Below are 23,259 nucleotides of genomic sequence, written 5' to 3'. Positions count from 1 at the left end.
ATGAGAACAGTATTGATTACAGCGTTCGAGCCTTTCGGCGGTGAGCAGATTAACCCTTCATGGGAAGCGGTGCGTCAGCTGCACGAGCGTATGCTGTGCGGCTTTCAGGTAGTGGCAAAAGAGCTGCCCTGCGCCTTTGGCGATGCGCTAACCACGCTTTATGCCGAGATGGAGGCGCAGCAGCCGGAGTTAGTCATTGCGGTAGGGCAGGCCGGTGGGCGGACCGATATAACCGTCGAACGGATTGGCATTAACATCAACGATGCGCGTATCGCTGATAACAACGGTAATCAACCCATTGATGAGCCGATTATCCCCGGCGGCCCGGCGGCCCGGCGGCTTATTTTTCTACATTGCCGATTAAGGCGATTGTCGAAGGAATTCGTGAAGCAGGCATTCCCGCATCGGTGTCGCAAACCGCAGGAACCTACGTCTGTAACCATGTGATGTACGGGCTACTGCATCGTCTGGCTCAACAGGACAATACGGTGCGCGGCGGTTTTATTCATATTCCTTATCTGCCGGAGCAGGCGATCAATCATCCCGGCGCGCCCAGCATGGCAGCACAAACCGTCATTCTGGCGCTGGAAATGGCGATTACCATTGCGCTACGAACTGAACAGGATCTGCGCCTGATTGGCGGCGCAACGCACTAACAGGATATTTCTATGCCAGAAGGACCAGAGATCCGTCGGGCGGCGGATCGGCTGGAAGAGGCCATTATCGGTAAACCGTTGACGGAGGTCTGGTTTGCCTTTCCGCAGCTAAAAACCTATGAAAACGCCTTAATCGGTGAAACGGTAACCGCCATTGAAACCCGCGGTAAAGCGCTGCTGACACATTTTTCCAACGGATTGACGCTCTACAGCCATAACCAGCTATACGGCGTCTGGCGGGTAGTAAAAACCGGCAGCGATCCAAAAACGCAGCGGATATTACGGGTGCGGCTTGGCTGCGCCGACCAAACCATTCTGCTGTATAGCGCTTCTGATATTGAGATGCACAATAGCGATACGCTGGCGGCGCATCCCTTTTTGCAGCGCATCGGTCCCGACGTGCTGGAGATGACGCTCACGGAAGAGGAGGTACGCGAACGCCTGCTTTCGCCGCGCTTCCGTCGGCGTCAGTTCAGCGGCCTGCTGCTCGATCAGGCTTTTCTGGCGGGCTTAGGCAATTATTTACGCGTGGAAATTCTGTGGGAGGCGGCGCTGGCACCGCAACATCGGGCGCAGGACTTAACGGAGCCGCAGCTACAGCGTTTAGTACAGGCGTTGCTGGCGATTCCGCGTCACTCTTACCGGATGCGCGGCACCATGAAAAGTGCCCACCACGGCGCGGCCTTTAGCTTCAAAGTTTTTCATCGTGCCGGCCAGCCCTGCGAGCGCTGCGGCGGAATTATCGAAAAAAGCACGCTTTCATCGCGTCCCTTTTACTGGTGTCCCGGCTGCCAGCGTTGACGTTAAAAACTTTATCTGACTGCACGTTATACAGCGCATAAAAAAGGGCCCGCAGGCCCTTTTAAACTGAAGCAAAATTATTTCGATAATTTAGAGGTAAACTCGCGCTGTTCGTAACCGGTATAAAGCTGACGCGGACGGGCAATTTTCATTCCTTCGTCATGCATCTCTTTCCAGTGGGCGATCCAGCCAACGGTACGCGCCATGGCAAAGATCACGGTAAACATCGAAGAGGGAATACCCATCGCTTTCAGAATAATGCCAGAGTAGAAGTCAACGTTCGGGTAGAGTTTGCGCTCAATGAAGTAGGGGTCGTTCAGCGCAATATGCTCCAGCTCCATCGCCACTTCCAGCAGGTCATCTTTCATACCCAGCTCGTTCAGCACTTCATGACAGGTATCGCGCATGACGGTTGCACGCGGATCGTAGTTTTTATAAACACGATGTCCGAAGCCCATCAGGCGGAAAGAGTCATTCTTATCTTTCGCACGCTTCACAAATTCCGGGATATGCTCTTTATGGTTAATTTCTTCCAGCATACGCAGGCAGGCTTCGTTCGCGCCGCCGTGCGCCGGTCCCCATAGCGAGGCGATACCCGCAGCGATACAGGCGAACGGGTTAGCGCCGGAAGAACCCGCAGTACGCACCGTTGAGGTAGATGCGTTCTGCTCATGGTCAGCGTGCAGGATCAGAATACGATCCATGGCGCGTTCCAGCACCGGGTTAATCTTATACTCTTCGCACGGGGTGGCGAACATCATATGCAGGAAGTTACCGGCATAGGAGAGATCATTGCGTGGATATACGAATGGCTGACCAATCGAGTATTTGTAACACATGGCCGCCACGGTCGGCATTTTAGACAGCAGGCGGAACGCTGCGATTTCGCGGTGACGCTCAATGTTAACGTCCAGTGAATCATGATAGAACGCAGCCAGCGCACCGGTCACGCCGCACATGACGGCCATCGGGTGAGAATCGCGGCGGAAACCCTGAAGCAGACGGGTAATCTGCTCATGAATCATGGTATGGCGCGTAACGGTGGTACGGAACTCTTCAAACTGTTCTGACGTTGGCGTTTCGCCGTTCAGCAGAATGTAACAGACTTCCAGGTAATTAGAATGGGTGGCAAGTTGATCGATCGGATAGCCACGATGGAGCAGGATGCCTTCATCACCATCAATATAGGTAATTTTGGATTCGCAGGACGCAGTAGAGGTAAAACCAGGGTCAAACGTAAACAAACCCTTTGAGCCAAGGCTTCGGACATCGACAACGTCCTGGCCCAGCGTGCCTTGTAGCACGTCCAGCTCAACAGGAGCTTCACCATTTAGCGTGAGCGTCACTTTTTTATCAGCCATTTACAGTCTCCTTAGCGCCATATTTGTAGGATCTTTGACACCGAAGTTACCATCATGCTGCGAATTGCGTGAAGTAATTGCAGACTATCTACTCTGTGGCATGTTTTGCTTGCAGGGTACAGAGTGACGGGCGCGGTCGGAAAGCTTCCGGCAGCCACGATGCTAATGCGTTCTGTGGTTGTTAAAGATCCGTGCTGGTCATTATGAACCTTAACTAATAACCTGATGCGTTTAGCAATTTAATTTCAACACTGTTACATAACTTGTGTTTAGGGGTAAAGTGTATCCCCATAACTTTTACGCATCATAGAACTTTCGTGCGTTAGTTTGTAACTGAATTGTTGAACTTTTGTCAAATCAGATAATTAAATTTGTTTAAAATATGAAAATCGTGAGGTCGATCACTGTTCCACCTAAATCTTGCTAAAGCGTTTGTAGAGCAATTGTAATGAGAATGTGATCGTCCTATACTGCCGCCAGGTCTCCGGAATACCCTGACACCAGGAGCCACCCAGCGTTTTACCGCTTCAATTAACACTGGATGTTGCTGTTATGGTGCCGGTGCACGAGTCGCGATCGGCTATCACCTTCAGGCCCGGAGGAAGCAAAATAAGAAAGGCTGTGTGGGCAAAACCGTGAAAAAACAAAGACCTGTCAACTTGGATCTCACTACGATCCGGTTTCCCGTTACTGCAATAGCGTCCATTCTCCACCGCGTTTCCGGCGTCATTAGTTTTGTGGCCGTCGGTATCCTGCTCTGGCTACTGGGGCTCTCGCTCTCCTCACCTGAAGGCTTCCTGCAGGCATCTGCCGTGATGAACAGCTTTTTCGCTAAGTTCATTATGTGGGGCATCCTCACCGCGCTGGCCTGGCATACTGTTGGCGGTATCCGTCATATGTTAATGGATTTCGGTTACCTGGCGGAAACGCAGCATGTCGGCAATAGCTCTGCGCGTATCTGTTTTGGTATTACTGTCGTGCTTTCAATTCTGGCTGGAGTCCTCGTATGGTAAGCAATGCTACTGCACTGGGTCGTAATGGCGTGCAGGACTGGCTGCTGCTGCGTGCCACTGCAATCCTCATTACGCTCTACACCTTATATATTCTCGGCTTCATTATTGTGTCAGATACGCTGACCTATGATATCTGGCGCGCCTTCTTCGCCTCTTCTTTTACCAAAGTCTTTACCCTGCTGACGCTGTTTTCTACCGTTATTCACGGCTGGATCGGCATGTGGCAGGTGCTGACGGACTATATTAAACCGCTGGCATGGCGTCTGCTTCTGCAGCTGGTCATCGTTGTTGCGCTGTTGGTTTATGCAATTTATGGAACTGTTGTGGTGTGGGGTGCGTGAGAATGAATTTGCCAGTCAGAGAGTTTGATGCCGTAGTTATCGGGGCAGGCGGCGCAGGTATGCGTGCGGCCCTGCAGATTTCACAGTCGGGCCAAAGCTGTGCCCTGCTGTCTAAAGTTTTCCCTACCCGTTCCCATACCGTTTCCGCGCAGGGCGGCATTACCGTTGCGCTGGGTAATACCCATGAGGATAACTGGGAATGGCACATGTACGATACCGTAAAAGGTTCCGACTATATCGGTGACCAGGACGCGATCGAATATATGTGTAAAACCGGTCCGGAAGCGATTCTGGAGCTGGAGCATATGGGTCTGCCGTTCTCCCGTCTGGACGATGGCCGCATTTATCAGCGCCCGTTCGGCGGCCAGTCGCGTAACTTCGGCGGCGAGCAGGCGGCACGCACCGCGGCGGCGGCTGACCGTACCGGCCATGCGCTGCTGCACACGCTATATCAGCAGAACCTGAAAAACAAAACCACCATTTTCTCCGAATGGTATGCGCTGGATCTGGTGAAAAACCAGGATGGCGCCGTGGTGGGCTGTACCGCGCTGAGTATTGAAACGGGCGAAGTGGTCTATTTCAAAGCGAAAGCGACGGTGCTGGCGACCGGCGGCGCGGGCCGTATCTATCAATCCACGACCAACGCCCATATTAATACCGGCGACGGCGTCGGTATGGCGCTGCGCGCGGGCGTGCCGGTGCAGGATATGGAGATGTGGCAGTTCCACCCGACCGGCATCGCCGGTGCCGGCGTGCTGGTGACCGAAGGCTGCCGTGGCGAAGGCGGCTATCTCCTGAATAAACATGGCGAACGCTTTATGGAGCGTTACGCGCCGAACGCCAAAGATCTGGCGGGCCGTGACGTGGTTGCGCGTTCCATGATGATTGAAATCCGTGAAGGCCGTGGCTGTGAAGGCCCGTGGGGCCCGCACATTAAACTGAAGCTGGATCATCTGGGTAAAGAGGTGCTGGAGTCGCGTCTGCCGGGCATTCTTGAACTGTCCCGTACCTTTGCTCACGCTGACCCGGTGAAAGAGCCGATTCCGGTTATCCCAACCTGCCACTATATGATGGGCGGCATTCCGACCAAAGTAAGCGGCCAGGCGCTGACCCTGAATGAAAAAGGTGAAGACGTAGTGGTGCCGGGTCTGTTCGCCGTCGGCGAAATCGCCTGCGTATCGGTACACGGCGCTAACCGCCTGGGCGGCAACTCGCTGCTGGATCTGGTGGTCTTTGGCCGTGCGGCGGGCCTGCATCTGCTGGAGTCAATTCAGGAGCAGGGGCCGCTGCGCGATGCAACGCCGGAAGATATTGATGCCGCAATGGCGCGTTATCATCGCTGGGATAACAACACTACGGGTGAAGATCCGGTTGAAATCCGTAAGGCGCTGCAAAGCTGCATGCAGAATAACTTCTCCGTGTTCCGCGAAGGCGATGCGATGGCGCAAGGGCTGGCAGATCTGAAGCAGATCCGTGAGCGCCTGAAGTCTGCGCGCCTTGACGATCGTTCCAGCGATTTTAATACCCAGCGCATCGAATGCCTGGAGCTGGATAATCTGATGGAAACCGCTTTTGCTACCGCCGTGGCAGCGAATTACCGCACGGAGAGCCGCGGCGCCCATAGCCGTTTTGACTACCCGGAACGTGACGATGAGAACTGGCTGTGCCATTCGCTCTATCTGCCGCAAACCGAAAGCATGACGCGCCGTGAGGTGAACATGCAGCCGAAACTGCGCGCCGCTTTCCCGCCGAAAGTGCGTACCTACTAATTTGCGGAGAAGAGACGATGAGACTCGAATTTTCCATTTATCGTTATAACCCGGACGTGGATGACGCGCCGCGCATGCAGGATTACACCCTGGAAGCGGAAGACGGTCGCGACATGATGCTGCTGGACGCGCTGATTAAGCTGAAAGAGAAAGACCCTACGCTGGCCTTTCGTCGCTCCTGCCGTGAGGGCGTTTGCGGCTCTGACGGCCTGAATATGAACGGTCGTAACGGACTGGCCTGCATTACCCCGGTTTCAGCGCTGGACAACGGCAAGAAAAAAATCGTTATCCGTCCGCTGCCGGGCCTGCCGGTGGTTCGCGACTTAGTCGTGGACATGGGGCAGTTCTACAAGCAGTATGAGAAGATTAAGCCTTACCTATTGAATAATGGCGAAAATCCGCCCGCCCGCGAGCATCTGCAAACGCCGGAAGACCGTGCTCACCTGGATGGTTTGTATGAGTGTATTTTGTGCGCCTGTTGCTCGACGTCGTGCCCGTCGTTCTGGTGGAACCCGGACAAATTCGTCGGCCCTGCGGGACTGCTGGCGGCCTATCGCTTCCTGATCGACAGCCGTGATACCGAGACCAATGCGCGTCTGGACGATCTTAGCGATGCTTTCAGCGTATTCCGCTGCCATAGCATTATGAACTGCGTCAGCGTTTGTCCGAAAGGGCTGAACCCAACGCGCGCCATCGGCCATATTAAGTCGATGCTGCTACAGCGTAACGCGTAACGGCAAAGTTATCCGGGAACTCAGGTTCCCGGATGTTTTACGGAGACCCTGGTAAGGTCTGTCACAACACGATGAAAAACCTTACCAAGGTTCCCTTACGGGCCAGGGCATCGATTGCCCAGCGCGCTCGTATCGATGAACTGGATCTGGCTGTGACGGGCACTTTACAAGCAGGTGCGCGACACAGCGTTGGGCAAGCCGGTAACCCGGCAACAATGAAACCTCGAAAAAAGCATGTAATGCTTAAGGGATCACAATGCAGAACAGCGCAATGAAGCCCTGGCTTGACTCTTCCTGGCTGGCCGGCGCGAACCAATCTTACATAGAGCAGCTCTATGAGGATTTTCTCACCGATCCTGACTCTGTTGATGCTGTATGGCGCGACATGTTCCAACAGCTTCCCGGCACCGGGCTCAGGCCTGAGCAGTTCCACTCCTCTACGCGCGACTATTTCCGTCGTCTGGCAAAAGATACTTCGCGTTACGCCGCTTCCGTTGGCGATCCCGATGCCAATGCTAAACAGGTAAAAGTCCTGCAGCTGATCAATGCCTACCGCTTCCGCGGTCACCAGCACGCTAACCTCGATCCGCTGGGCCTGTGGCAGCAGGAGCAGGTATCCGATCTTGAGCCAGCTTTCCACGGATTAAGCGAGGCGGATTATCAGGAAACCTTCAATGTCGGCTCTTTTGCTATCGGCAAAGATCGCCTGCCGCTGGGGGAACTGATTAATGCCCTGAAGCAGACCTATTGCGGCCCGATCGGCGCGGAATATATGCATATCACCAATACTGATGAAAAACGCTGGCTTCAGCAGCGTATCGAATCGGTAGTGGGGCACGCCGCGTTCTCGGCTGAAGAGAAAAAAGGCTTCCTGAAAGAGCTGACCGCCGCAGAAGGGCTGGAGCGCTATCTGGGCGCCAAATTCCCCGGCGCGAAACGTTTCTCGCTGGAAGGCGGCGATGCGCTGGTGCCGATGCTGCGCGAGATGATCCGTCACGCCGGCAAAAGCGGCACGCGTGAAGTGGTGCTGGGCATGGCGCACCGTGGCCGTCTGAACGTGTTGATTAACGTTCTGGGTAAAAAACCACAGGATCTGTTTGACGAGTTCGCTGGCAAGCACAAAGAACATCTTGGCACCGGCGACGTGAAATACCACATGGGCTTCTCTTCCGATGTGGAAACCGAAGGCGGTATGGTTCACCTGGCGCTGGCGTTTAACCCGTCGCACCTGGAGATCGTTAGTCCGGTGGTGATGGGCTCGGTACGCGCTCGCCTCGATCGTCTGGATGAGCCGGTAAGCAATAAAGTGCTGCCGATTACCATTCATGGCGATGCGGCGGTGATTGGCCAGGGCGTGGTTCAGGAAACCCTGAACATGTCGCAGGCGCGCGGTTATGAAGTGGGCGGTACGGTGCGTATCGTGATTAACAACCAGATCGGTTTCACCACGTCAAACCCGAAAGATGCCCGTTCAACCCAATACTGCACCGACATCGGCAAAATGGTGCAGTCGCCTATTTTCCACGTCAATGCGGACGATCCGGAAGCGGTCGCCTTTGTTACCCGCCTGGCGCTCGACTTCCGTAATACCTTTAAGCGCGACGTCTTTATCGATCTGGTTTGCTATCGCCGCCACGGCCATAACGAAGCGGATGAGCCAAGCGCAACCCAGCCGGTGATGTACCAGAAAATCAAAAAGCATCCGACGCCGCGTAAAATTTACGCCGATCGTCTGGAAGCGGAGCAGGTAATAAATCTGGAAGACGCCACGGAAATGGTTAACCTTTATCGTGATGCGCTGGATGCTGGCGAATGCGTGGTGCCAGAATGGCGTCCGATGAGCCTGCACTCTTTCACCTGGTCGCCTTATCTCAACCATGAGTGGGATGAAAGCTACCCGGAAAAAGTTGACTTTAAGCGCCTGCAGGAACTGGCGAAGCGTATCAGTCAGGTGCCGGAATCGGTTGAAGTGCAGTCGCGCGTTGCGAAGATCTACAACGACCGCGCCGAAATGGCGGCAGGCAATAAGCTGTTCGACTGGGGCGCGGCGGAAAATCTCGCCTACGCCACGCTGGTGGATGAAGGCATTCCGGTGCGTATTTCCGGCGAAGATTCCGGGCGCGGCACCTTCTTCCATCGCCATGCGGTGATTCATAACCAGGCGAACGGTTCGACTTATACGCCGCTGCAGCATATCCACAACGGCCAGGGCCAGTTTAGAGTCTGGGACTCCGTGCTGTCGGAAGAAGCGGTGCTGGCGTTTGAATATGGTTATGCCACCGCTGAGCCGCGCACTCTGGCCATTTGGGAAGCGCAGTTCGGTGACTTCGCCAACGGCGCCCAGGTGGTTATCGACCAGTTCATCAGCTCCGGCGAGCAAAAATGGGGCCGTATGTGTGGCCTGGTCATGCTGCTGCCGCACGGCTATGAAGGACAGGGACCGGAGCACTCCTCGGCCCGTCTGGAACGTTATCTCCAGCTGTGCGCAGAGCAGAATATGCAGGTCTGCGTACCGTCGACTCCGGCGCAGGTTTATCACATGCTGCGCCGACAGGCGCTGCGCGGTATGCGTCGCCCGCTGGTGGTCATGTCGCCGAAGTCTCTGCTGCGTCATCCGCTGGCGGTTTCCTCGCTGGATGAGCTGGCAAACGGCAGCTTCCAGCCAGCGATTGGCGAAGTAGACGAGCTGGATGCAAAAGCGGTGAAACGCGTAGTGCTGTGCGCCGGCAAGGTCTATTACGACCTGCTGGAACAGCGTCGCAAAAATGAACAAAGCGATGTCGCTATCGTACGCATTGAGCAGCTTTATCCTTTCCCGCACAAAGCGGTACAGGAAGCGCTGCAGCCCTATGCGCACGTGCATGATTTCGTTTGGTGTCAAGAGGAGCCGCTGAACCAGGGCGCCTGGTATTGCAGCCAGCATCACTTCCGTGAAGTGATTCCTTTTGGTGCTTCTTTACGTTATGCCGGACGTCCGGCTTCCGCTTCACCTGCTGTAGGTTACATGTTTGTACACCTGAAACAGCAGCAAGCCCTGGTTAATGACGCGCTGAACGTTGATTAAATAAGGAAAGATAATGAGTAGCGTAGATATTCTCGTTCCCGACCTGCCTGAATCTGTTGCTGATGCCACTGTAGCAACCTGGCATAAGAAACCGGGCGATACAGTAAGCCGCGATGAAGTGCTGGTAGAAATCGAGACCGATAAAGTCGTGCTGGAAGTGCCTGCTTCCGCCGACGGCGTGCTGGAAGCCGTGCTGGAAGATGAGGGCGCAACCGTGACCTCTCGTCAGATTCTGGGACGCCTGAAAGAGGGTAACAGCGGCGGCAAAGAGACCTCTGCTAAAGCGGAAAGCAACGAATCCACTCCAGCGCAGCGCCAGTCCGCCTCGCTGGAAGAAGAAAGCAACGATGCCCTTAGCCCGGCGATTCGCCGACTGATTGCCGAGCACAGCCTGGATGCGGCGACGATTAAAGGCACCGGCGTGGGTGGACGCATTACGCGCGAAGATGTGGAAAAACATCTGAAACAGCAGCCGGCAAAAGCCGAATCGAAGCCGCAGGCTGCCGCACCGCAGCCGCTGGCAGGCCGCAGCGAGAAACGCGTACCGATGACGCGCCTGCGTAAACGCGTTGCCGAGCGTCTGCTGGAAGCAAAAAACAGCACCGCAATGCTGACCACCTTCAACGAAGTCAACATGAAGCCGATCATGGATCTGCGCAAGCAGTATGGCGATGCCTTCGAGAAGCGTCATGGCGTGCGTCTGGGCTTTATGTCCTTCTATATCAAAGCGGTAGTGGAAGCGCTGAAGCGCTATCCGGAAGTGAACGCCTCCATCGACGGTGATGATGTGGTGTATCACAACTACTTTGACGTCAGCATCGCCGTTTCCACGCCGCGTGGCCTGGTAACGCCGGTTCTGCGCGATGTCGATACGCTGAGCATGGCGGATATCGAGAAGAAAATTAAAGAGCTGGCGGTAAAAGGCCGTGACGGCAAGCTGACGGTAGAAGAACTGACCGGCGGCAACTTTACCATCACCAACGGCGGCGTGTTCGGTTCGCTGATGTCGACGCCGATCATTAACCCACCGCAGAGCGCCATTCTGGGCATGCACGCCATCAAAGATCGCCCAATGGCGGTTAATGGTCAGGTCGTGGTGCTGCCGATGATGTATCTGGCACTCTCTTACGATCACCGTCTGATCGATGGCCGCGAATCCGTGGGCTATCTGGTGGCGGTGAAAGAGATGCTGGAAGATCCGGCGCGCCTGCTGCTGGACGTTTAATGTTGCCGGGCGCGGTCATTGCCGCGCCCAACCTTATTAATCTTTTCAGACCTGAATGGATAGAACATCATGAACTTACACGAGTACCAGGCGAAACAGCTGTTTGCACGGTATGGCTTACCGGCACCGATCGGTTACGCCTGCACTACGCCACGTGAAGCGGAAGAAGCGGCCTCAAAAATTGGCGCAGGCCCGTGGGTAGTAAAATGTCAGGTTCATGCCGGTGGCCGTGGTAAAGCGGGCGGTGTGAAAGTAGTTAACAGCAAAGAAGAGATCCGTACTTTTGCTGAAAACTGGCTGGGTAAACGTCTGGTTACTTACCAAACGGATGCGGAAGGTCAGCCGGTTAACGAGATTCTGGTAGAAGCCGCGACCGATATTGATCAGGAGCTTTACCTCGGCGCCGTGGTTGACCGTAGCTCACGTCGCGTGGTGTTTATGGCCTCCACCGAAGGCGGCGTCGAGATTGAAAAAGTGGCGGAAGAAACGCCAGAGCTGATTCATAAAATGGCGCTGGATCCGCTGACTGGCCCGCAGCCTTATCAGGGGCGCGAGCTGGCGTTTAAGCTGGGTCTGAGCGGCAAGCAGGTCAATCAGTTCACCAAAATTTTTATGGGTCTGGCGACGCTGTTCCTGGAACGTGACCTGGCGCTGGTTGAGATCAACCCGCTGGTTATTACCAAACAGGGCGACCTGATTTGCCTTGATGGCAAGCTGGGCGCAGACGGTAATGCGATGTTCCGTCAGCCGGAGCTGCGTGAAATGCGCGATCCGAGCCAGGAAGATCCGCGCGAAGCGCACGCGACCCAATGGGAGCTCAACTACGTTGCGCTGGAAGGCAACATTGGCTGTATGGTAAACGGCGCCGGTCTGGCGATGGGTACTATGGACATCGTGAAACATCACGGTGGTCAGCCTGCTAACTTCCTCGACGTTGGCGGCGGCGCAACTAAAGAGCGCGTAACCGAAGCCTTTAAAATCATCCTGTCTGACGACGCGGTAAAAGCTGTATTCGTTAACATCTTCGGCGGCATCGTACGCTGTGACCTGATTGCTGATGGCATCATCGGCGCGGTGGCAGAAGTGGGCGTCAACGTACCGGTAGTGGTGCGTCTTGAAGGGAACAACGCTGAGCTGGGCGCACAGAAACTGGCGGACAGCGGTCTGAACATTATTGCAGCAACCAGCCTGACCGACGCGGCCCAACGCGTTGTTGCTGCAGCGGAGGGTAAATAATGTCCATTTTGATCGACAAAAACACCAAAGTTATCTGCCAGGGCTTTACCGGCGGCCAGGGTACATTCCACTCTGAACAGGCGCTGGCCTATGGTACGCAGCTGGTTGGCGGCGTAACGCCAGGCAAAGGCGGCACCACGCATCTTGGCCTGCCGGTATTTAATACCGTACGCGAGGCGGTAGAAGCGACCGGCGCAACGGCGTCCGTTATCTATGTTCCGGCGCCTTTCTGTAAAGACGGCATCCTGGAAGCCATCGATGCTGGCATCAAGCTGATTATCACTATTACCGAAGGGATCCCGACGCTGGATATGCTGACGGTAAAAGTGAAGCTGGATGAAGCGGGCGTACGCATGATTGGTCCGAACTGTCCGGGCGTTATCACCCCAGGCGAATGTAAAATCGGCATCATGCCGGGCCACATTCATCAGCCGGGCCGCATCGGTATCGTTTCACGTTCCGGTACGCTGACCTATGAAGCGGTGAAGCAGACGACCGATATTGGCTACGGCCAGTCCACCTGTGTAGGTATCGGCGGCGACCCCATTCCTGGCTCCAACTTTATCGATATTCTGCAAATGTTCCAGGACGATCCGCAGACGGAAGCCATCGTTATGATCGGTGAAATCGGCGGCAGCGCAGAAGAAGAGGCGGCGGCCTACATTAAAGAACACGTTACCAAACCGGTTGTAGGCTACATTGCTGGCGTCACGGCGCCGAAAGGCAAGCGTATGGGCCACGCTGGTGCGATTATTGCCGGTGGTAAAGGCACGGCGGATGAAAAATTCGCTGCGCTGGAAGCGGCTGGCGTAAAAACCGTTCGTAGCCTGGCAGACATTGGCGACGCAGTAAAAGCAGTACTCCCTCTAAAATAATCTGTGTCAGATTATTCGACATGTTGGCCACCTACGGGTGGCCTTTTTTATCGCTTTTATTCCTGCCGTGGTCGTTTTGTTAACAATAAAATAAAAACGGGTTTAATAAATGTGAATTTTCTGTCGGTAAATTTCATAATTCCTTTTTATCAATCGAATTAAAAATAAAAAGTAAGGATTTTCCATCAAAAGAAAATGCGTTTTGTACGCTATTATTTTGCTGGATTTTAAATAAAGGATTAATAAATTCGATTATTTAAAACAGATCTTTAACATATAATTCACCTATGCTGTTAAATTAATATTTATAATTAACATTGCATTCTATTTTTATCTAAATTATTGATATTAATGTAATCATTGCTTCTATCTTTCTTCCTTGTATTTATTGCGCTGCGTCATATTTCGCCTTGTAACGCGTTAAGGTTAAATCTGGGGCCAGATCAAAAAATATCTTGGGGATCACAATAATTTCTCTTTACCGTATCGTTTGTAGGGGTATGATATTGCCGTCTCACCTGCGGTGAGTTATCTACTCTCTTTCATTTGCTGCGTGCGGCTATATTTTTTCCTGTCCGTTAAACAGCAAAATAAAAATAGCGTTTTATTTTAAACAGCAATCAGCATGGTGCTATTTACCGGTTCCTCCTGGTAAATAAACATTATGTTTTAACTGCTTTTAGCAAAGAGCAAGGGGTTAAGATGTTTGATATCGTCGAACTGTCGCGTTTACAGTTTGCCCTGACTGCGATGTACCACTTCCTTTTCGTGCCGTTAACGCTGGGTATGGCGTTTTTGTTGGCGATCATGGAAACCGTTTATGTCCTGTCGGGTAAACAAATCTACAAAGATATGACCAAGTTCTGGGGCAAGTTGTTTGGCGTTAACTTTGCGCTGGGCGTAGCGACTGGCCTGACTATGGAGTTCCAGTTCGGCACTAACTGGTCTTATTATTCTCACTATGTCGGCGATATTTTCGGTGCCCCGCTGGCCATTGAAGGCCTGATGGCTTTCTTCCTCGAATCCACCTTTGTTGGCCTGTTCTTTTTTGGCTGGGATCGCCTGAGCAAAGTTCAGCATATGGCCGTCACCTGGCTGGTGGCCCTGGGTTCCAATCTCTCCGCACTCTGGATTCTGGTCGCTAATGGCTGGATGCAAAACCCCATCGCCTCAGAATTTAATTTTGAAACCATGCGCATGGAGATGGTGAGCTTCTCGGAGCTGGTGCTTAACCCGGTCGCGCAGGTGAAGTTCGTGCATACGGTTGCGGCGGGCTATACCACCGGTGCCATGTTTATTCTCGGTATCAGCGCTTATTACCTGCTGCGCGGGCGCGATCTGGCGTTCGCTAAACGCTCTTTTGCTATCGCGGCCAGTTTTGGTATGGCGGCCGTGCTGTCGGTGATTGTGCTGGGAGATGAATCCGGCTACGAAATGGGCGATGTGCAAAAAACCAAGCTGGCAGCGATTGAAGCCGAGTGGGAAACGCAGCCCGCCCCGGCGGCCTTTACCCTGTTTGGCCTGCCCGATCAGCTGACCCAGGAAAACGGCTACGCCATTCAAATCCCTTATCTGCTGGGCCTGATCGCTACGCGTTCGGTTGACCAGCCGGTAACCGGCCTGAAAGATCTGCTGGCGCAGCATGAGGTACGTATCCGTAACGGGATGCAGGCCTATCATCTGCTGGAAGAACTGCGGGCGGGTAATACCGATCCGGCCGTGCGCGAAGCCTTTAACGGTCACAAGCAGGATCTGGGTTACGGTTTGCTGCTGAAACGCTATACGCCAAATGTTACCGACGCGACGGAAGCGCAGATCAAGCTGGCTACCCAGGATTCTATTCCGCACGTTGCGCCGCTCTATTTCTCCTTCCGCATTATGGTGCTGTGCGGCGTGCTGATGCTCGGCATTATCGGCCTCTCGTTCTGGAGCGTCATCCGTAACCGTATTGGAAAAAACCGCTGGCTGCTGAAGGCGGCGCTGTATGGCATTCCGCTGCCGTGGATCGCCGTCGAAGCGGGCTGGTTTGTTGCAGAATATGGCCGTCAGCCGTGGGCGATTGGTGAAGTGTTGCCAACGGCGGTGGCGAACTCGACGCTCACCGTAGGTGACCTGCTGTTCTCTATGGGACTGATTTGCGGCCTCTATACGCTCTTCCTGGTGGTGGAAATGTATCTGATGTTCAAATTTGCCCGCCTGGGACCAAGCAGCCTGAAAACCGGACGCTATCACTATGAGCAGTCCACTATCGCCTCGCAGCCGGTGCAGTAAAGGAGCCAGCCATGTTGGATTATGAAGTAGTACGTTTTATCTGGTGGCTGCTGATCGGTATTCTGCTGATTGGCTTCGCGGTCACCGACGGTTTTGATATGGGCGTGGGTATGCTGTCGCGCATCCTCGGACGCAGCGATACGGAACGTCGTATTATGATCAACAGCATTGCGCCGCACTGGGATGGAAACCAGGTCTGGCTGATTACCGCCGGCGGCGCGCTGTTTGCCGCCTGGCCGATGGTTTATGCCGCTGCCTTCTCCGGTTTTTATGTCGCGATGATTTTAGTGCTGGCGTCGCTGTTTTTCCGTCCGGTTGGTTTCGACTACCGTTCGAAAATTGAAGATATGCGCTGGCGTACGCTGTGGGACTGGGGCATTTTTATCGGCAGCTTTGTTCCGCCGCTGGTGATTGGCGTGGCATTCGGTAACCTGCTGCAGGGCGTGCCTTTCCATACCGACGCTTACCTGCGCCTGTACTATACCGGTAATTTTTTCCAGCTGCTGAATCCGTTTGGCCTGCTGGCCGGCGTGGTAAGCCTGACGATGATTCTGACGCAGGGCGCCACGTATTTGCAGATGCGTACCCAGGGCGAGCTTCATTTGCGTGCCCGCGCCACCGCGCAGATTTGCGCGCTGATTATGCTGGTCGCTTTTGCGCTGGCGGGCGTTTGGGTTATTTACGGGATTGATGGCTACGTAGTGACCAGCGCGCTGGATCATGCGGCATCTTCAAATCCGTTAAATAAGGAAGTGGCGCGCGAAGCCGGAGCCTGGCTGATTAATTTTAACCAGTATCCGCTGCTGTGGCTGATCCCGGCGCTGGGCGTGGTACTACCGCTGCTTACCGTCATTTGCTCACGCACAGGGAAGGGCGGCTGGGCGTTCCTGTTCTCCTCGCTTACGCTGGCCTGCGTTATTTTGACCGCTGGCGTGGCGATGTTTCCGTTCATTATGCCTTCCAGCACTCAGCCGAATATGAGTCTGACAATATGGGATGCCACCTCAAGCCTGATGACGCTGAAGCTGATGCTGTTTGTGGCGATGGTGTTTGTACCCCTTATCCTTATTTATACCAGCTGGTGTTACTACAAAATGTTCGGACGCATCACCAAAGAACATATTGAAAGTAATACTCATTCACTCTATTAACGGAGGCGTTAAACCATGTGGTATTTTGCCTGGATTCTTGGAACGCTACTGGCCTGCGCCTTCGGGATTATCACCGCGCTGGCGCTGGAGCATATAGAAGAGAGCGCCCAGCAGCAGGATAAACCCTGATGCGCCAGCGGCTGCAACAGCTCTATTTCATCATGGATAAGCGCCCGCTGCGGGCGCTTTCTCTGGTGCTGGCTTTGCTGCTGGCAGGCTGCCTGTTTTGGGATCCGACGCGCTTTGCCGCCAATACCAGTTCGTTAACCGTCTGGCAGGGTTTTGTGCTGATATGGGCGGTTTGCGCAGGTGTGGTGCATGGCGTTGGGTTTCGGCCTGGCCAGGTGCGCTGGCAGATGTTTCTCTCGCCGCTGCTGGCCCTGATTGCGCTCTCGCTGGGAATGTTATTTTTCTTTTTCTGACGGGTTTTCGTGCCTGAGGTGACGCCATTCGCTCAGGCTCGGCTGACAATGAAAATTTACGTCAGGAAAGGTCTGTTTAGCGCCGCTTTTTGCCAGTAATTATCCCGTCGTTTTTGTCAATAGTTTCCATTCTATAATTATTTTCTCCGCGCTCTGACGATCCATTCCAAAGCCGTTTGCACTTGCGTATAGTAGCAACGTTTAAAAAGCATTACCGGGATGTAAAGTGAGTACAACGCTGTTTCGATGGCCGGTGCGGGTCTATTACGAAGATACCGATGCCGGTGGGGTGGTTTACCACGCCAGCTATATCGCTTTTTATGAACGAGCGCGTACGGAGATGCTGCGCCAGCATCATTTCCAACAGCAATCGCTGCTTGAACAGCAGATTGCTTTTGTCGTACGTCGAATCACGGTTGATTATATTGCCGCCGCGCGACTGGATGATATGCTTGAAGTGCAGAGCGAGGTGACGTCGATGACCCGTGCAACCATGACGTTTACGCAACGCATCGTTAACGCAGAAGGCAAATTGCTCAATGAAGCAGAAGTCCTTATCGCCTGCATCAACCCACACCTAATGAAGCCAATAGCGCTTCCCAAGTCTATTGTCGCGGAGTTCAAGCAGTGACTGACATGAATGTTCTTGATTTGTTCCTGAAGGCAAGCCTTCTGGTTAAACTTATCATGTTGATTTTGATCGGGTTTTCCATTGCGTCCTGGGCGATTATTATCCAGCGCACCCGCATTCTCAACGCGGCGGGACGCGAAGCGGAAGCGTTTGAAGACAAATTTTGGTCGGGCATTGAGCTATCCCGCCTCTATCAGGAAAGCCAGGCGCGTCGCGATGAACTGAGCGGCTCAGAGCAGATCTTTTACGCCGGCTTTAAAGAATTCGCGCGTTTGCATCGGGCCAACAGCCATGCGCCAGAAGCGGTGCTGGAAGGCGCCAGCCGCGCCATGCGCATCTCTATGAACCGTGAGCTGGAAAGCCTGGAAAATAATATTCCCTTCCTCGGCACCGTGGGTTCCATCAGTCCTTATATCGGTCTGTTTGGTACCGTATGGGGGATTATGCACGCCTTTATCGCGCTGGGCGCGGTGAAGCAGGCGACGCTGCAGATGGTGGCGCCGGGTATTGCCGAAGCGCTGATCGCTACCGCTATCGGTCTGTTTGCCGCAATTCCTGCCGTAATGGCGTATAACCGCCTGAACCAGCGCGTCAACAAGCTGGAACAGGGTTATGACAACTTTATGGAAGAGTTCACGGCTATCCTGCACCGTCAGGCATTCTCCAGCGAGAATAAAAAGTAAGCAGAGGTGACGTATGGCCAGAACGCGTGGTCGCGGTCGTCGCGATCTGAAGTCTGAAATTAACATCGTTCCGCTGCTGGACGTGCTGCTGGTGCTGCTGCTGATTTTTATGGCAACGGCACCCATTATCACCCAGAGCGTTGAAGTCGATCTGCCGGACGCCACGGATTCAAAAACGGTCTCCAGTGACGATAATCCACCGGTGATTGTGGAAGTTTCCGGCGTTGGGCAATACAGCCTGGTTGTCGATCACGATCGTATGGAGCAGTTGCCTTCTGAGCAGGTGGTAGCGGAAGCACAGCGCCGACTGGAAGCGAATCCGAAAACGGTGTTTCTGATTGGCGGCGCAAAAGATGTGCCCTATGACGAGATTATCAAGGCGCTGAACCTGCTGCATCAGGCGGGTGTAAAATCAGTCGGCCTGATGACGCAGCCAATTTAATTATTCCGTAACCGTTTTTTGGGAACCGAGCGTGTCGAAGGCATCCGAACAAAACGATAAGTTAAAACGCGCGATAATCATTTCAGTGATATTGCATATCATCCTGATTGCATTACTGATTTGGAGCTCGTTTAACGAAAAAATCGAGGCCAGCGGTGGCGGTGGCGGTAGTGATATTGATGCCGTTATGGTCGATCCAGGTGCGGTGGTTGAGCAATATAACCGCCAGCAAAATCAGCAAAATGACAGCCGACGCGCCGAACAGCAGCGCCAGAAACAGGCGCAGCAGCAGGCTGAAGAGCTACAGCAAAAGCGTGCTGCCGAGCAGCAGCGGTTAAAAGAGCTGGAAAAAGAACGTCTGCAGGCGCAGGAAGAGGCGAAAAAACAGGCTCAGGAGCAGGCTGATCAGCAGCGCCAGGCCGAAGAAGCGACCAGGCGCGCCGAAGAGCAGCAGAAAGCAGCAGAAGCCGCAGCGGCGAAAGCAAAAGCGGAAGCAGCAGAACAAGCTAAAGCCAATGCCGCCGAAGCCAAAGCTAAAGCGGCAGAGCAGGCCAAAGCCGCCGCTGCCGCCGAAGCAAAAGCCAAAGCGGCGGAACAGGCTAAGGCCGCCGCAGCCCAGGCGAAGCAGAAGGCGGAAGAACAGGCGAAAGCGGCAGCGGCTGAAGCGAAAGCCAAAGCGGCTGCGGATGCTAAAGAGAAAGCCGCCGCCGAGGCGAAGGCCAAAGCGGCTGCGGATGCTAAAGAGAAAGCCGTCGCTGAAGCAAAAGCTAAAGCGGCTGCGGCTGCTAAAGAGAAAGCCGTCGCTGAGGCAAAAGCTAAAGCGGTTGCGGATGCTAAAGAGAAAGCCGCCGCTGAGGCGAAGGCCAAAGCCAAGGCCGCAGCGGACGCTAAAGCGAAAGCGGCTGCGGAAGCGAAGAAAAAAGCCGCGGCGGAAGCGGCCAGCGATAGCAGCGCGGTCGATGATTTACTGGGCGGCCTCTCCTCCGGTAAAAACGCACCGAAAACCGGTCAGTCCGGCGGCGGTGCGGCAGGGAAGGGCAATCAGAAAAAATCAGGCGCTTCCGGTGCGGCGATTGAGAGCTATCTGGGTCAGGTAAAAGGCGCGATAGAAAGTAAATTCTACGATGCCGACACCTTTAAGGGGCGCACCTGTGACGTTCGTATTAAGCTGGCGCCCGATGGCTTGCTGATTTCGGCCACGGCGGCTGGCGGCGATGCGGCGTTGTGTCAGGCGGCGATCAACGCGGCTCGTATGGCGCGCATGCCTAAACCACCGAGCCAGGATGTCTGGCAGGCGGTAAAAGAAGCTACGCTGGAATTCAAGCCGTAAGAATGCAGTAACAAATGGCAGGTTGAACTATGGTTAGCTTGCCGTACTCTGTATGGTTTTAGTTAATCGTCGTCAGGAACAGTGCGAATTATCGTGGACATGGCGTTCAGATAAGGGAGAGAAAATGAAGCAGGCACTACGTGTAACCTTAAGCTTTTTTCTTCTTCTGTGGGCAGCAGTGCTGCATGCAGAAGTACGCATCGAAATCACCCAGGGGGTGAATACGGCGCGTCCGATTGGTGTTGTCCCGTTTAAATGGGATGGACCGGGCGCGGCGCCGGAAGATATTGGCGGCATTATCGCTGCGGATTTACGCAACAGCGGTAAATTTAATCCGCTGGATCGTTCGCGTCTGCCCCAGCAGCCAACCAGCGCGGCGGAAGTACAGCCAGCCGCCTGGACCGCGCTGGGTATTGATGCCGTCGTGATCGGCCAAATCCAGCCGGGCGCCGATGGCAGCTATACGGTCTCTTATCAGCTGGTGGATACCTCCGGCTCACCGGGCACCGTGCTGGCGCAGAATCAGTACAAAGTGACCAAACAGTGGCTGCGTTATGCCGCGCATACCGCCAGCGATGAATCCTTTGAAAAGCTGACCGGTATTAAAGGCGCGTTCCGTACCCGTATCGCCTATGTGGTGCAGACCAATGGCGGCCAGTTCCCGTATGAACTGCGCGTAGCGGACTACGATGGCTATAACCAGTTTGTCGTACACCGTTCACCGCAGCCGCTGATGTCGCCGGCCTGGTCGCCGGACGGCAGCAAGCTGGCCTATGTCACCTTTGAAAGCGGTAAATCGGCGCTGGTTATTCAAACGCTGGCTAACGGAGCAATTCGTCAGGTGGCTTCCTTCCCGCGTCATAACGGTGCGCCTGCTTTCTCGCCGGACGGCTCTAAGCTGGCGTTTGCGCTCTCTAAAACCGGCAGCCTTAACCTTTACGTGATGGATCTGGGTTCCGGTCAGATTCGCCAGATTACCGACGGTCGCTTTAACAGCACCGAACCTACCTGGTATCCTGACAGCCAGAGTCTGGCCTATACCTCAGATCAGGCAGGACGTCCGCAGATTTATAAAGTTAATGTCAATGGCGGCGCGCCGCAGCGTATTACCTGGGAAGGTTCACAAAACCAGGATGCTGACATTGCCACTGACGGCAAATCTATGGTGATGATCAGCACCAACGGCGGCGCTCAACACGTCGCCAGACAAGATCTGGAAACGGGAGCCGTTCAACAATTAACGGACACGTTCCTGGATGAGACGCCAAGTCTCGCACCTAACGGCACGATGGTAATCTATAGCTCTACTCAGGGGATGGGTTCCGTGTTGCAGTTGGTTTCGACAGATGGGCGTTTCAAAGCGCGTCTTCCGGCGACTGATGGACAGGTCAAATCTCCTGCCTGGTCGCCGTATCTGTGATGCATGTGTAAATATGTATAGCAAACTTATAACAGGATTTAGAAATGCAACTGAACAAAGTGCTGAAGGGTTTAATGCTGGCTCTGCCGGTAATCGCTGTAGCTGCATGTAGCTCGCACAAAAACAACGACAACGACCAGACCAACGGTATGGGCGGCGCTGATGGTGCATACGGTAGCGGCAACGGCATGAACGGCGGCAACATGTCTTCTGACGAGCAGGCGCGTCTGCAGATGCAGCAGCTGCAGCAGAACAACATCGTTTACTTCGATCTGGACAAATATGACATCCGTTCTGACTTCGCTCAGATGCTGGATGCGCACGCGACTTTCCTGCGTAATAACCCGTCCTACAAAGTCACCGTTGAAGGTCATGCGGATGAGCGCGGTACGCCGGAATACAACATTGCACTGGGCGAGCGTCGTGCTAACGCAGTGAAAATGTACCTGCAAGGTAAAGGCGTTTCTGCCGATCAGATCTCTATCGTTTCTTACGGTAAAGAGAAGCCTGCGGTGCTCGGTCATGACGAAGCGGCTTACTCCAAAAACCGTCGTGCCGTCCTGGTATACTAAGAGAGTCACATGATTAGTAGCTTCAGACCTCACTTGTTGAGTCTGTCGTTACTGATTGGCATAGCGGCCCCCTGGGCCGCTAATGCCCAGGCATCAATCAGTAGCGTCGGCTCCGGCTCGGTAGAAGACCGTGTCACCTCCCTTGAGCGCATCTCCAATGCACAGGCTCAGCTTCTTCAGCAGCTTCAACAGCAGCTTAACGCGACGCAAAGCGATATTGATTCGCTGCGTGGTCAGATTCAGGAAAACAGCTATCAGCTGAATCAGGTTGTCGAGCGGCAAAAACAGATCTATCAGCAAATTGACAGCCTGAGCAGCGGTGCTGCGGCCAGCAATACCGCTTCGGGTTCCGGCGGCGATACCGCAGCGGCGGCGGCCCCAGCCCCAGCGGCAGATGCAGGAGCGGCTGCAGCGGCCCCGGTGCAAAGCGGCGATGCCAATACTGATTACAACAGCGCCGTTGCGCTGGTACTGGAGAAAAAACAGTACGATCAGGCCATCGCAGCGTTTCAGGCCTTTGTGAAGAAATATCCCGATTCAACCTATCAGCCGAATGCGAATTACTGGCTGGGGCAGTTGAATTACAATAAGGGCAAAAAGGATGATGCGGCATATTATTTCGCCACCGTGGTGAAAAAGTATCCAAAATCGCCGAAAAGCTCGGAAGCACTGTATAAAGTGGGCGTGATCATGCAGGACAAAGGTGATAACGCAAAAGCGAAAGCGGTTTATCAGCAGGTCATTAAACAGTATCCGAACACCGAAGCGGCCAAACAGGCGGCAAAACGTGCGGCAAGCCTTTAAGCGTGTAATATTGACCAGATTTCGCTGGATTTCTGGTCTTAACGCATGAAAGGTAGGCAGTTGAACCTCTCCGGGGAAAATAGTGGTTGCGCTGGCAAGGTAAATCAGTAATATATGCCGCCGTTGACGAGGCATAAGCGATTAGGTTTCGGGCGGCAAAAGTGGGTCGTTAGCTCAGTTGGTAGAGCAGTTGACTTTTAATCAATTGGTCGCAGGTTCGAATCCTGCACGACCCACCACGATTAAAGCAGTAACCGGTGCAAATCGGCAGGAAGCGAACCTGCAGCAGGTTCGGGTCGAGCGTAAGCGAGACAACGTTGCCAGCGGCAACGGCCCGCAGGGCGAGGCAAAGCCGAGTCATCCTGCACGACCCACCACGATTAAAGCAGTATCCGGTGTAAATCGGCAGGAAGCGAACTGAGGTTCTTTTCCGAATTAGCAGTAACCGCATTGCGGGT

Annotated in this window: 21 protein-coding genes, 1 tRNA gene, 1 other RNA gene and 1 pseudogene; 23 read left to right on the top strand and 1 reads right to left on the bottom strand. The window is 54.1% G+C overall.

All coding sequences use genetic code 11. The features are described from left to right. Both pcp and nei read left to right on the top strand, forming a co-directional pair. Nucleotides 1-656, top strand: a pseudogene (gene pcp / locus COO59_RS21615) (pyroglutamyl-peptidase I). 12 nt (nt 657-668) lie between these two features. After that, nucleotides 669-1,457: an endonuclease VIII gene (gene nei, locus COO59_RS04965; RefSeq protein ID WP_103058735.1), complete on the top strand. Its 789-nt coding sequence runs from the start codon at nt 669-671 to the stop codon at nt 1,455-1,457. A gap of 77 nt (nt 1,458-1,534) precedes the next feature. On the opposite strand, the gene COO59_RS04960 is transcribed toward nei, so the two are convergent. Further along, nucleotides 1,535-2,818, bottom strand: a complete 1,284-nt coding sequence (locus COO59_RS04960; protein ID WP_103058734.1) for a citrate synthase — start codon at nt 2,816-2,818, stop codon at nt 1,535-1,537. Between the two features lie 623 nt (nt 2,819-3,441). Here COO59_RS04960 and sdhC point away from each other — a divergent pair. The 21 genes from sdhC (at nt 3,442) to COO59_RS04855 (ending at nt 23,178) form a co-directional block, all read left to right on the top strand. Then, nucleotides 3,442-3,831 (top strand): succinate dehydrogenase cytochrome b556 subunit, encoded by a 390-nt coding sequence (gene sdhC / locus COO59_RS04955; RefSeq protein ID WP_103058733.1) that lies wholly within the window; start codon nt 3,442-3,444, stop codon nt 3,829-3,831. Further along, nucleotides 3,825-4,172: a succinate dehydrogenase membrane anchor subunit gene (gene sdhD, locus COO59_RS04950; RefSeq protein WP_103058732.1), complete on the top strand. Its 348-nt coding sequence runs from the start codon at nt 3,825-3,827 to the stop codon at nt 4,170-4,172. Before sdhC ends, sdhD begins: the two co-directional genes overlap by 7 nt. 2 nt (nt 4,173-4,174) lie before the next feature. After that, entirely contained in the window at nt 4,175-5,941 is a 1,767-nt protein-coding gene (sdhA, locus tag COO59_RS04945) for a succinate dehydrogenase flavoprotein subunit (RefSeq protein ID WP_103058731.1), read from the top strand. Between the two features lie 17 nt (nt 5,942-5,958). Next, on the top strand, nt 5,959-6,675 hold the full coding sequence (locus COO59_RS04940; protein ID WP_103058730.1) for a succinate dehydrogenase iron-sulfur subunit: 717 nt from the start codon (nt 5,959-5,961) through the stop codon (nt 6,673-6,675). Between the two features lie 256 nt (nt 6,676-6,931). Further along, a complete protein-coding gene (gene sucA, locus COO59_RS04935; RefSeq protein ID WP_103058729.1) occupies nt 6,932-9,739 on the top strand; it encodes a 2-oxoglutarate dehydrogenase E1 component in 2,808 nt (935 codons plus the stop codon). A 13-nt stretch (nt 9,740-9,752) separates the two neighbouring features. Further along, nucleotides 9,753-10,964: a 2-oxoglutarate dehydrogenase complex dihydrolipoyllysine-residue succinyltransferase gene (gene odhB, locus COO59_RS04930; protein WP_103058728.1), complete on the top strand. Its 1,212-nt coding sequence runs from the start codon at nt 9,753-9,755 to the stop codon at nt 10,962-10,964. A 69-nt stretch (nt 10,965-11,033) separates the two neighbouring features. After that, nucleotides 11,034-12,200 carry an ADP-forming succinate--CoA ligase subunit beta gene (gene sucC, locus COO59_RS04925; RefSeq protein ID WP_103058727.1) on the top strand — a complete coding sequence of 389 codons (1,167 nt, stop codon included), beginning with the start codon at nt 11,034-11,036 and terminating at the stop codon, nt 12,198-12,200. Beyond that, on the top strand, nt 12,200-13,075 hold the full coding sequence (gene sucD / locus COO59_RS04920) for a succinate--CoA ligase subunit alpha (RefSeq protein ID WP_085067580.1): 876 nt from the start codon (nt 12,200-12,202) through the stop codon (nt 13,073-13,075). Before sucC ends, sucD begins: the two co-directional genes overlap by 1 nt. A gap of 702 nt (nt 13,076-13,777) precedes the next feature. Then, nucleotides 13,778-15,346 (top strand): cytochrome ubiquinol oxidase subunit I, encoded by a 1,569-nt coding sequence (gene cydA, locus COO59_RS04915; RefSeq protein ID WP_103058726.1) that lies wholly within the window; start codon nt 13,778-13,780, stop codon nt 15,344-15,346. Between the two features lie 11 nt (nt 15,347-15,357). Continuing rightward, on the top strand, nt 15,358-16,497 hold the full coding sequence (gene cydB, locus COO59_RS04910) for a cytochrome d ubiquinol oxidase subunit II (RefSeq protein WP_103058725.1): 1,140 nt from the start codon (nt 15,358-15,360) through the stop codon (nt 16,495-16,497). A gap of 15 nt (nt 16,498-16,512) precedes the next feature. After that, nucleotides 16,513-16,626: a cytochrome bd-I oxidase subunit CydX gene (gene cydX / locus COO59_RS04905; protein ID WP_103058724.1), complete on the top strand. Its 114-nt coding sequence runs from the start codon at nt 16,513-16,515 to the stop codon at nt 16,624-16,626. Then, on the top strand, nt 16,626-16,919 hold the full coding sequence (gene ybgE, locus COO59_RS04900; RefSeq protein ID WP_103058723.1) for a cyd operon protein YbgE: 294 nt from the start codon (nt 16,626-16,628) through the stop codon (nt 16,917-16,919). The genes cydX and ybgE overlap by 1 nt, the downstream gene beginning before the upstream one ends. A 226-nt stretch (nt 16,920-17,145) precedes the next feature. After that, nucleotides 17,146-17,550, top strand: a complete 405-nt coding sequence (ybgC, locus tag COO59_RS04895) for a tol-pal system-associated acyl-CoA thioesterase (RefSeq protein WP_103058722.1) — start codon at nt 17,146-17,148, stop codon at nt 17,548-17,550. Continuing rightward, complete coding sequence (gene tolQ / locus COO59_RS04890; RefSeq protein WP_103058721.1) at nt 17,547-18,233, top strand: Tol-Pal system protein TolQ; 687 nt, start codon at nt 17,547-17,549, stop codon at nt 18,231-18,233. The genes ybgC and tolQ overlap by 4 nt, the downstream gene beginning before the upstream one ends. A 13-nt stretch (nt 18,234-18,246) precedes the next feature. Continuing rightward, nucleotides 18,247-18,675: a colicin uptake protein TolR gene (tolR, locus tag COO59_RS04885; RefSeq protein WP_038627352.1), complete on the top strand. Its 429-nt coding sequence runs from the start codon at nt 18,247-18,249 to the stop codon at nt 18,673-18,675. A gap of 31 nt (nt 18,676-18,706) precedes the next feature. After that, nucleotides 18,707-20,005: a cell envelope integrity protein TolA gene (tolA, locus tag COO59_RS04880; RefSeq protein ID WP_103058720.1), complete on the top strand. Its 1,299-nt coding sequence runs from the start codon at nt 18,707-18,709 to the stop codon at nt 20,003-20,005. A 124-nt stretch (nt 20,006-20,129) separates the two neighbouring features. After that, complete coding sequence (gene tolB, locus COO59_RS04875) at nt 20,130-21,425, top strand: Tol-Pal system beta propeller repeat protein TolB (protein WP_103058719.1); 1,296 nt, start codon at nt 20,130-20,132, stop codon at nt 21,423-21,425. A 44-nt stretch (nt 21,426-21,469) separates the two neighbouring features. Further along, a complete protein-coding gene (gene pal / locus COO59_RS04870; protein ID WP_085067572.1) occupies nt 21,470-21,997 on the top strand; it encodes a peptidoglycan-associated lipoprotein Pal in 528 nt (175 codons plus the stop codon). 9 nt (nt 21,998-22,006) lie between these two features. Then, on the top strand, nt 22,007-22,801 hold the full coding sequence (cpoB, locus tag COO59_RS04865) for a cell division protein CpoB (protein ID WP_103058718.1): 795 nt from the start codon (nt 22,007-22,009) through the stop codon (nt 22,799-22,801). Nucleotides 22,802-22,964: 163 nt separating this feature from the next. Further along, nucleotides 22,965-23,040, top strand: a tRNA-Lys gene (locus tag COO59_RS04860). Nucleotides 23,041-23,052: 12 nt separating this feature from the next. Beyond that, nucleotides 23,053-23,178, top strand: a non-coding RNA gene (locus tag COO59_RS04855) — RtT sRNA. The last annotated feature ends 81 nt before the right edge of the window (nt 23,179-23,259 follow it).

Origin of the sequence: Mixta theicola (assembly GCF_002895925.1) — a bacterium.
Lineage (GTDB): Bacteria > Pseudomonadota > Gammaproteobacteria > Enterobacterales > Enterobacteriaceae > Mixta > Mixta theicola.
The sequence above is the reverse complement of the archived record's forward strand: the minus strand, read 5'-3'. Positions and strand labels throughout refer to the sequence as shown.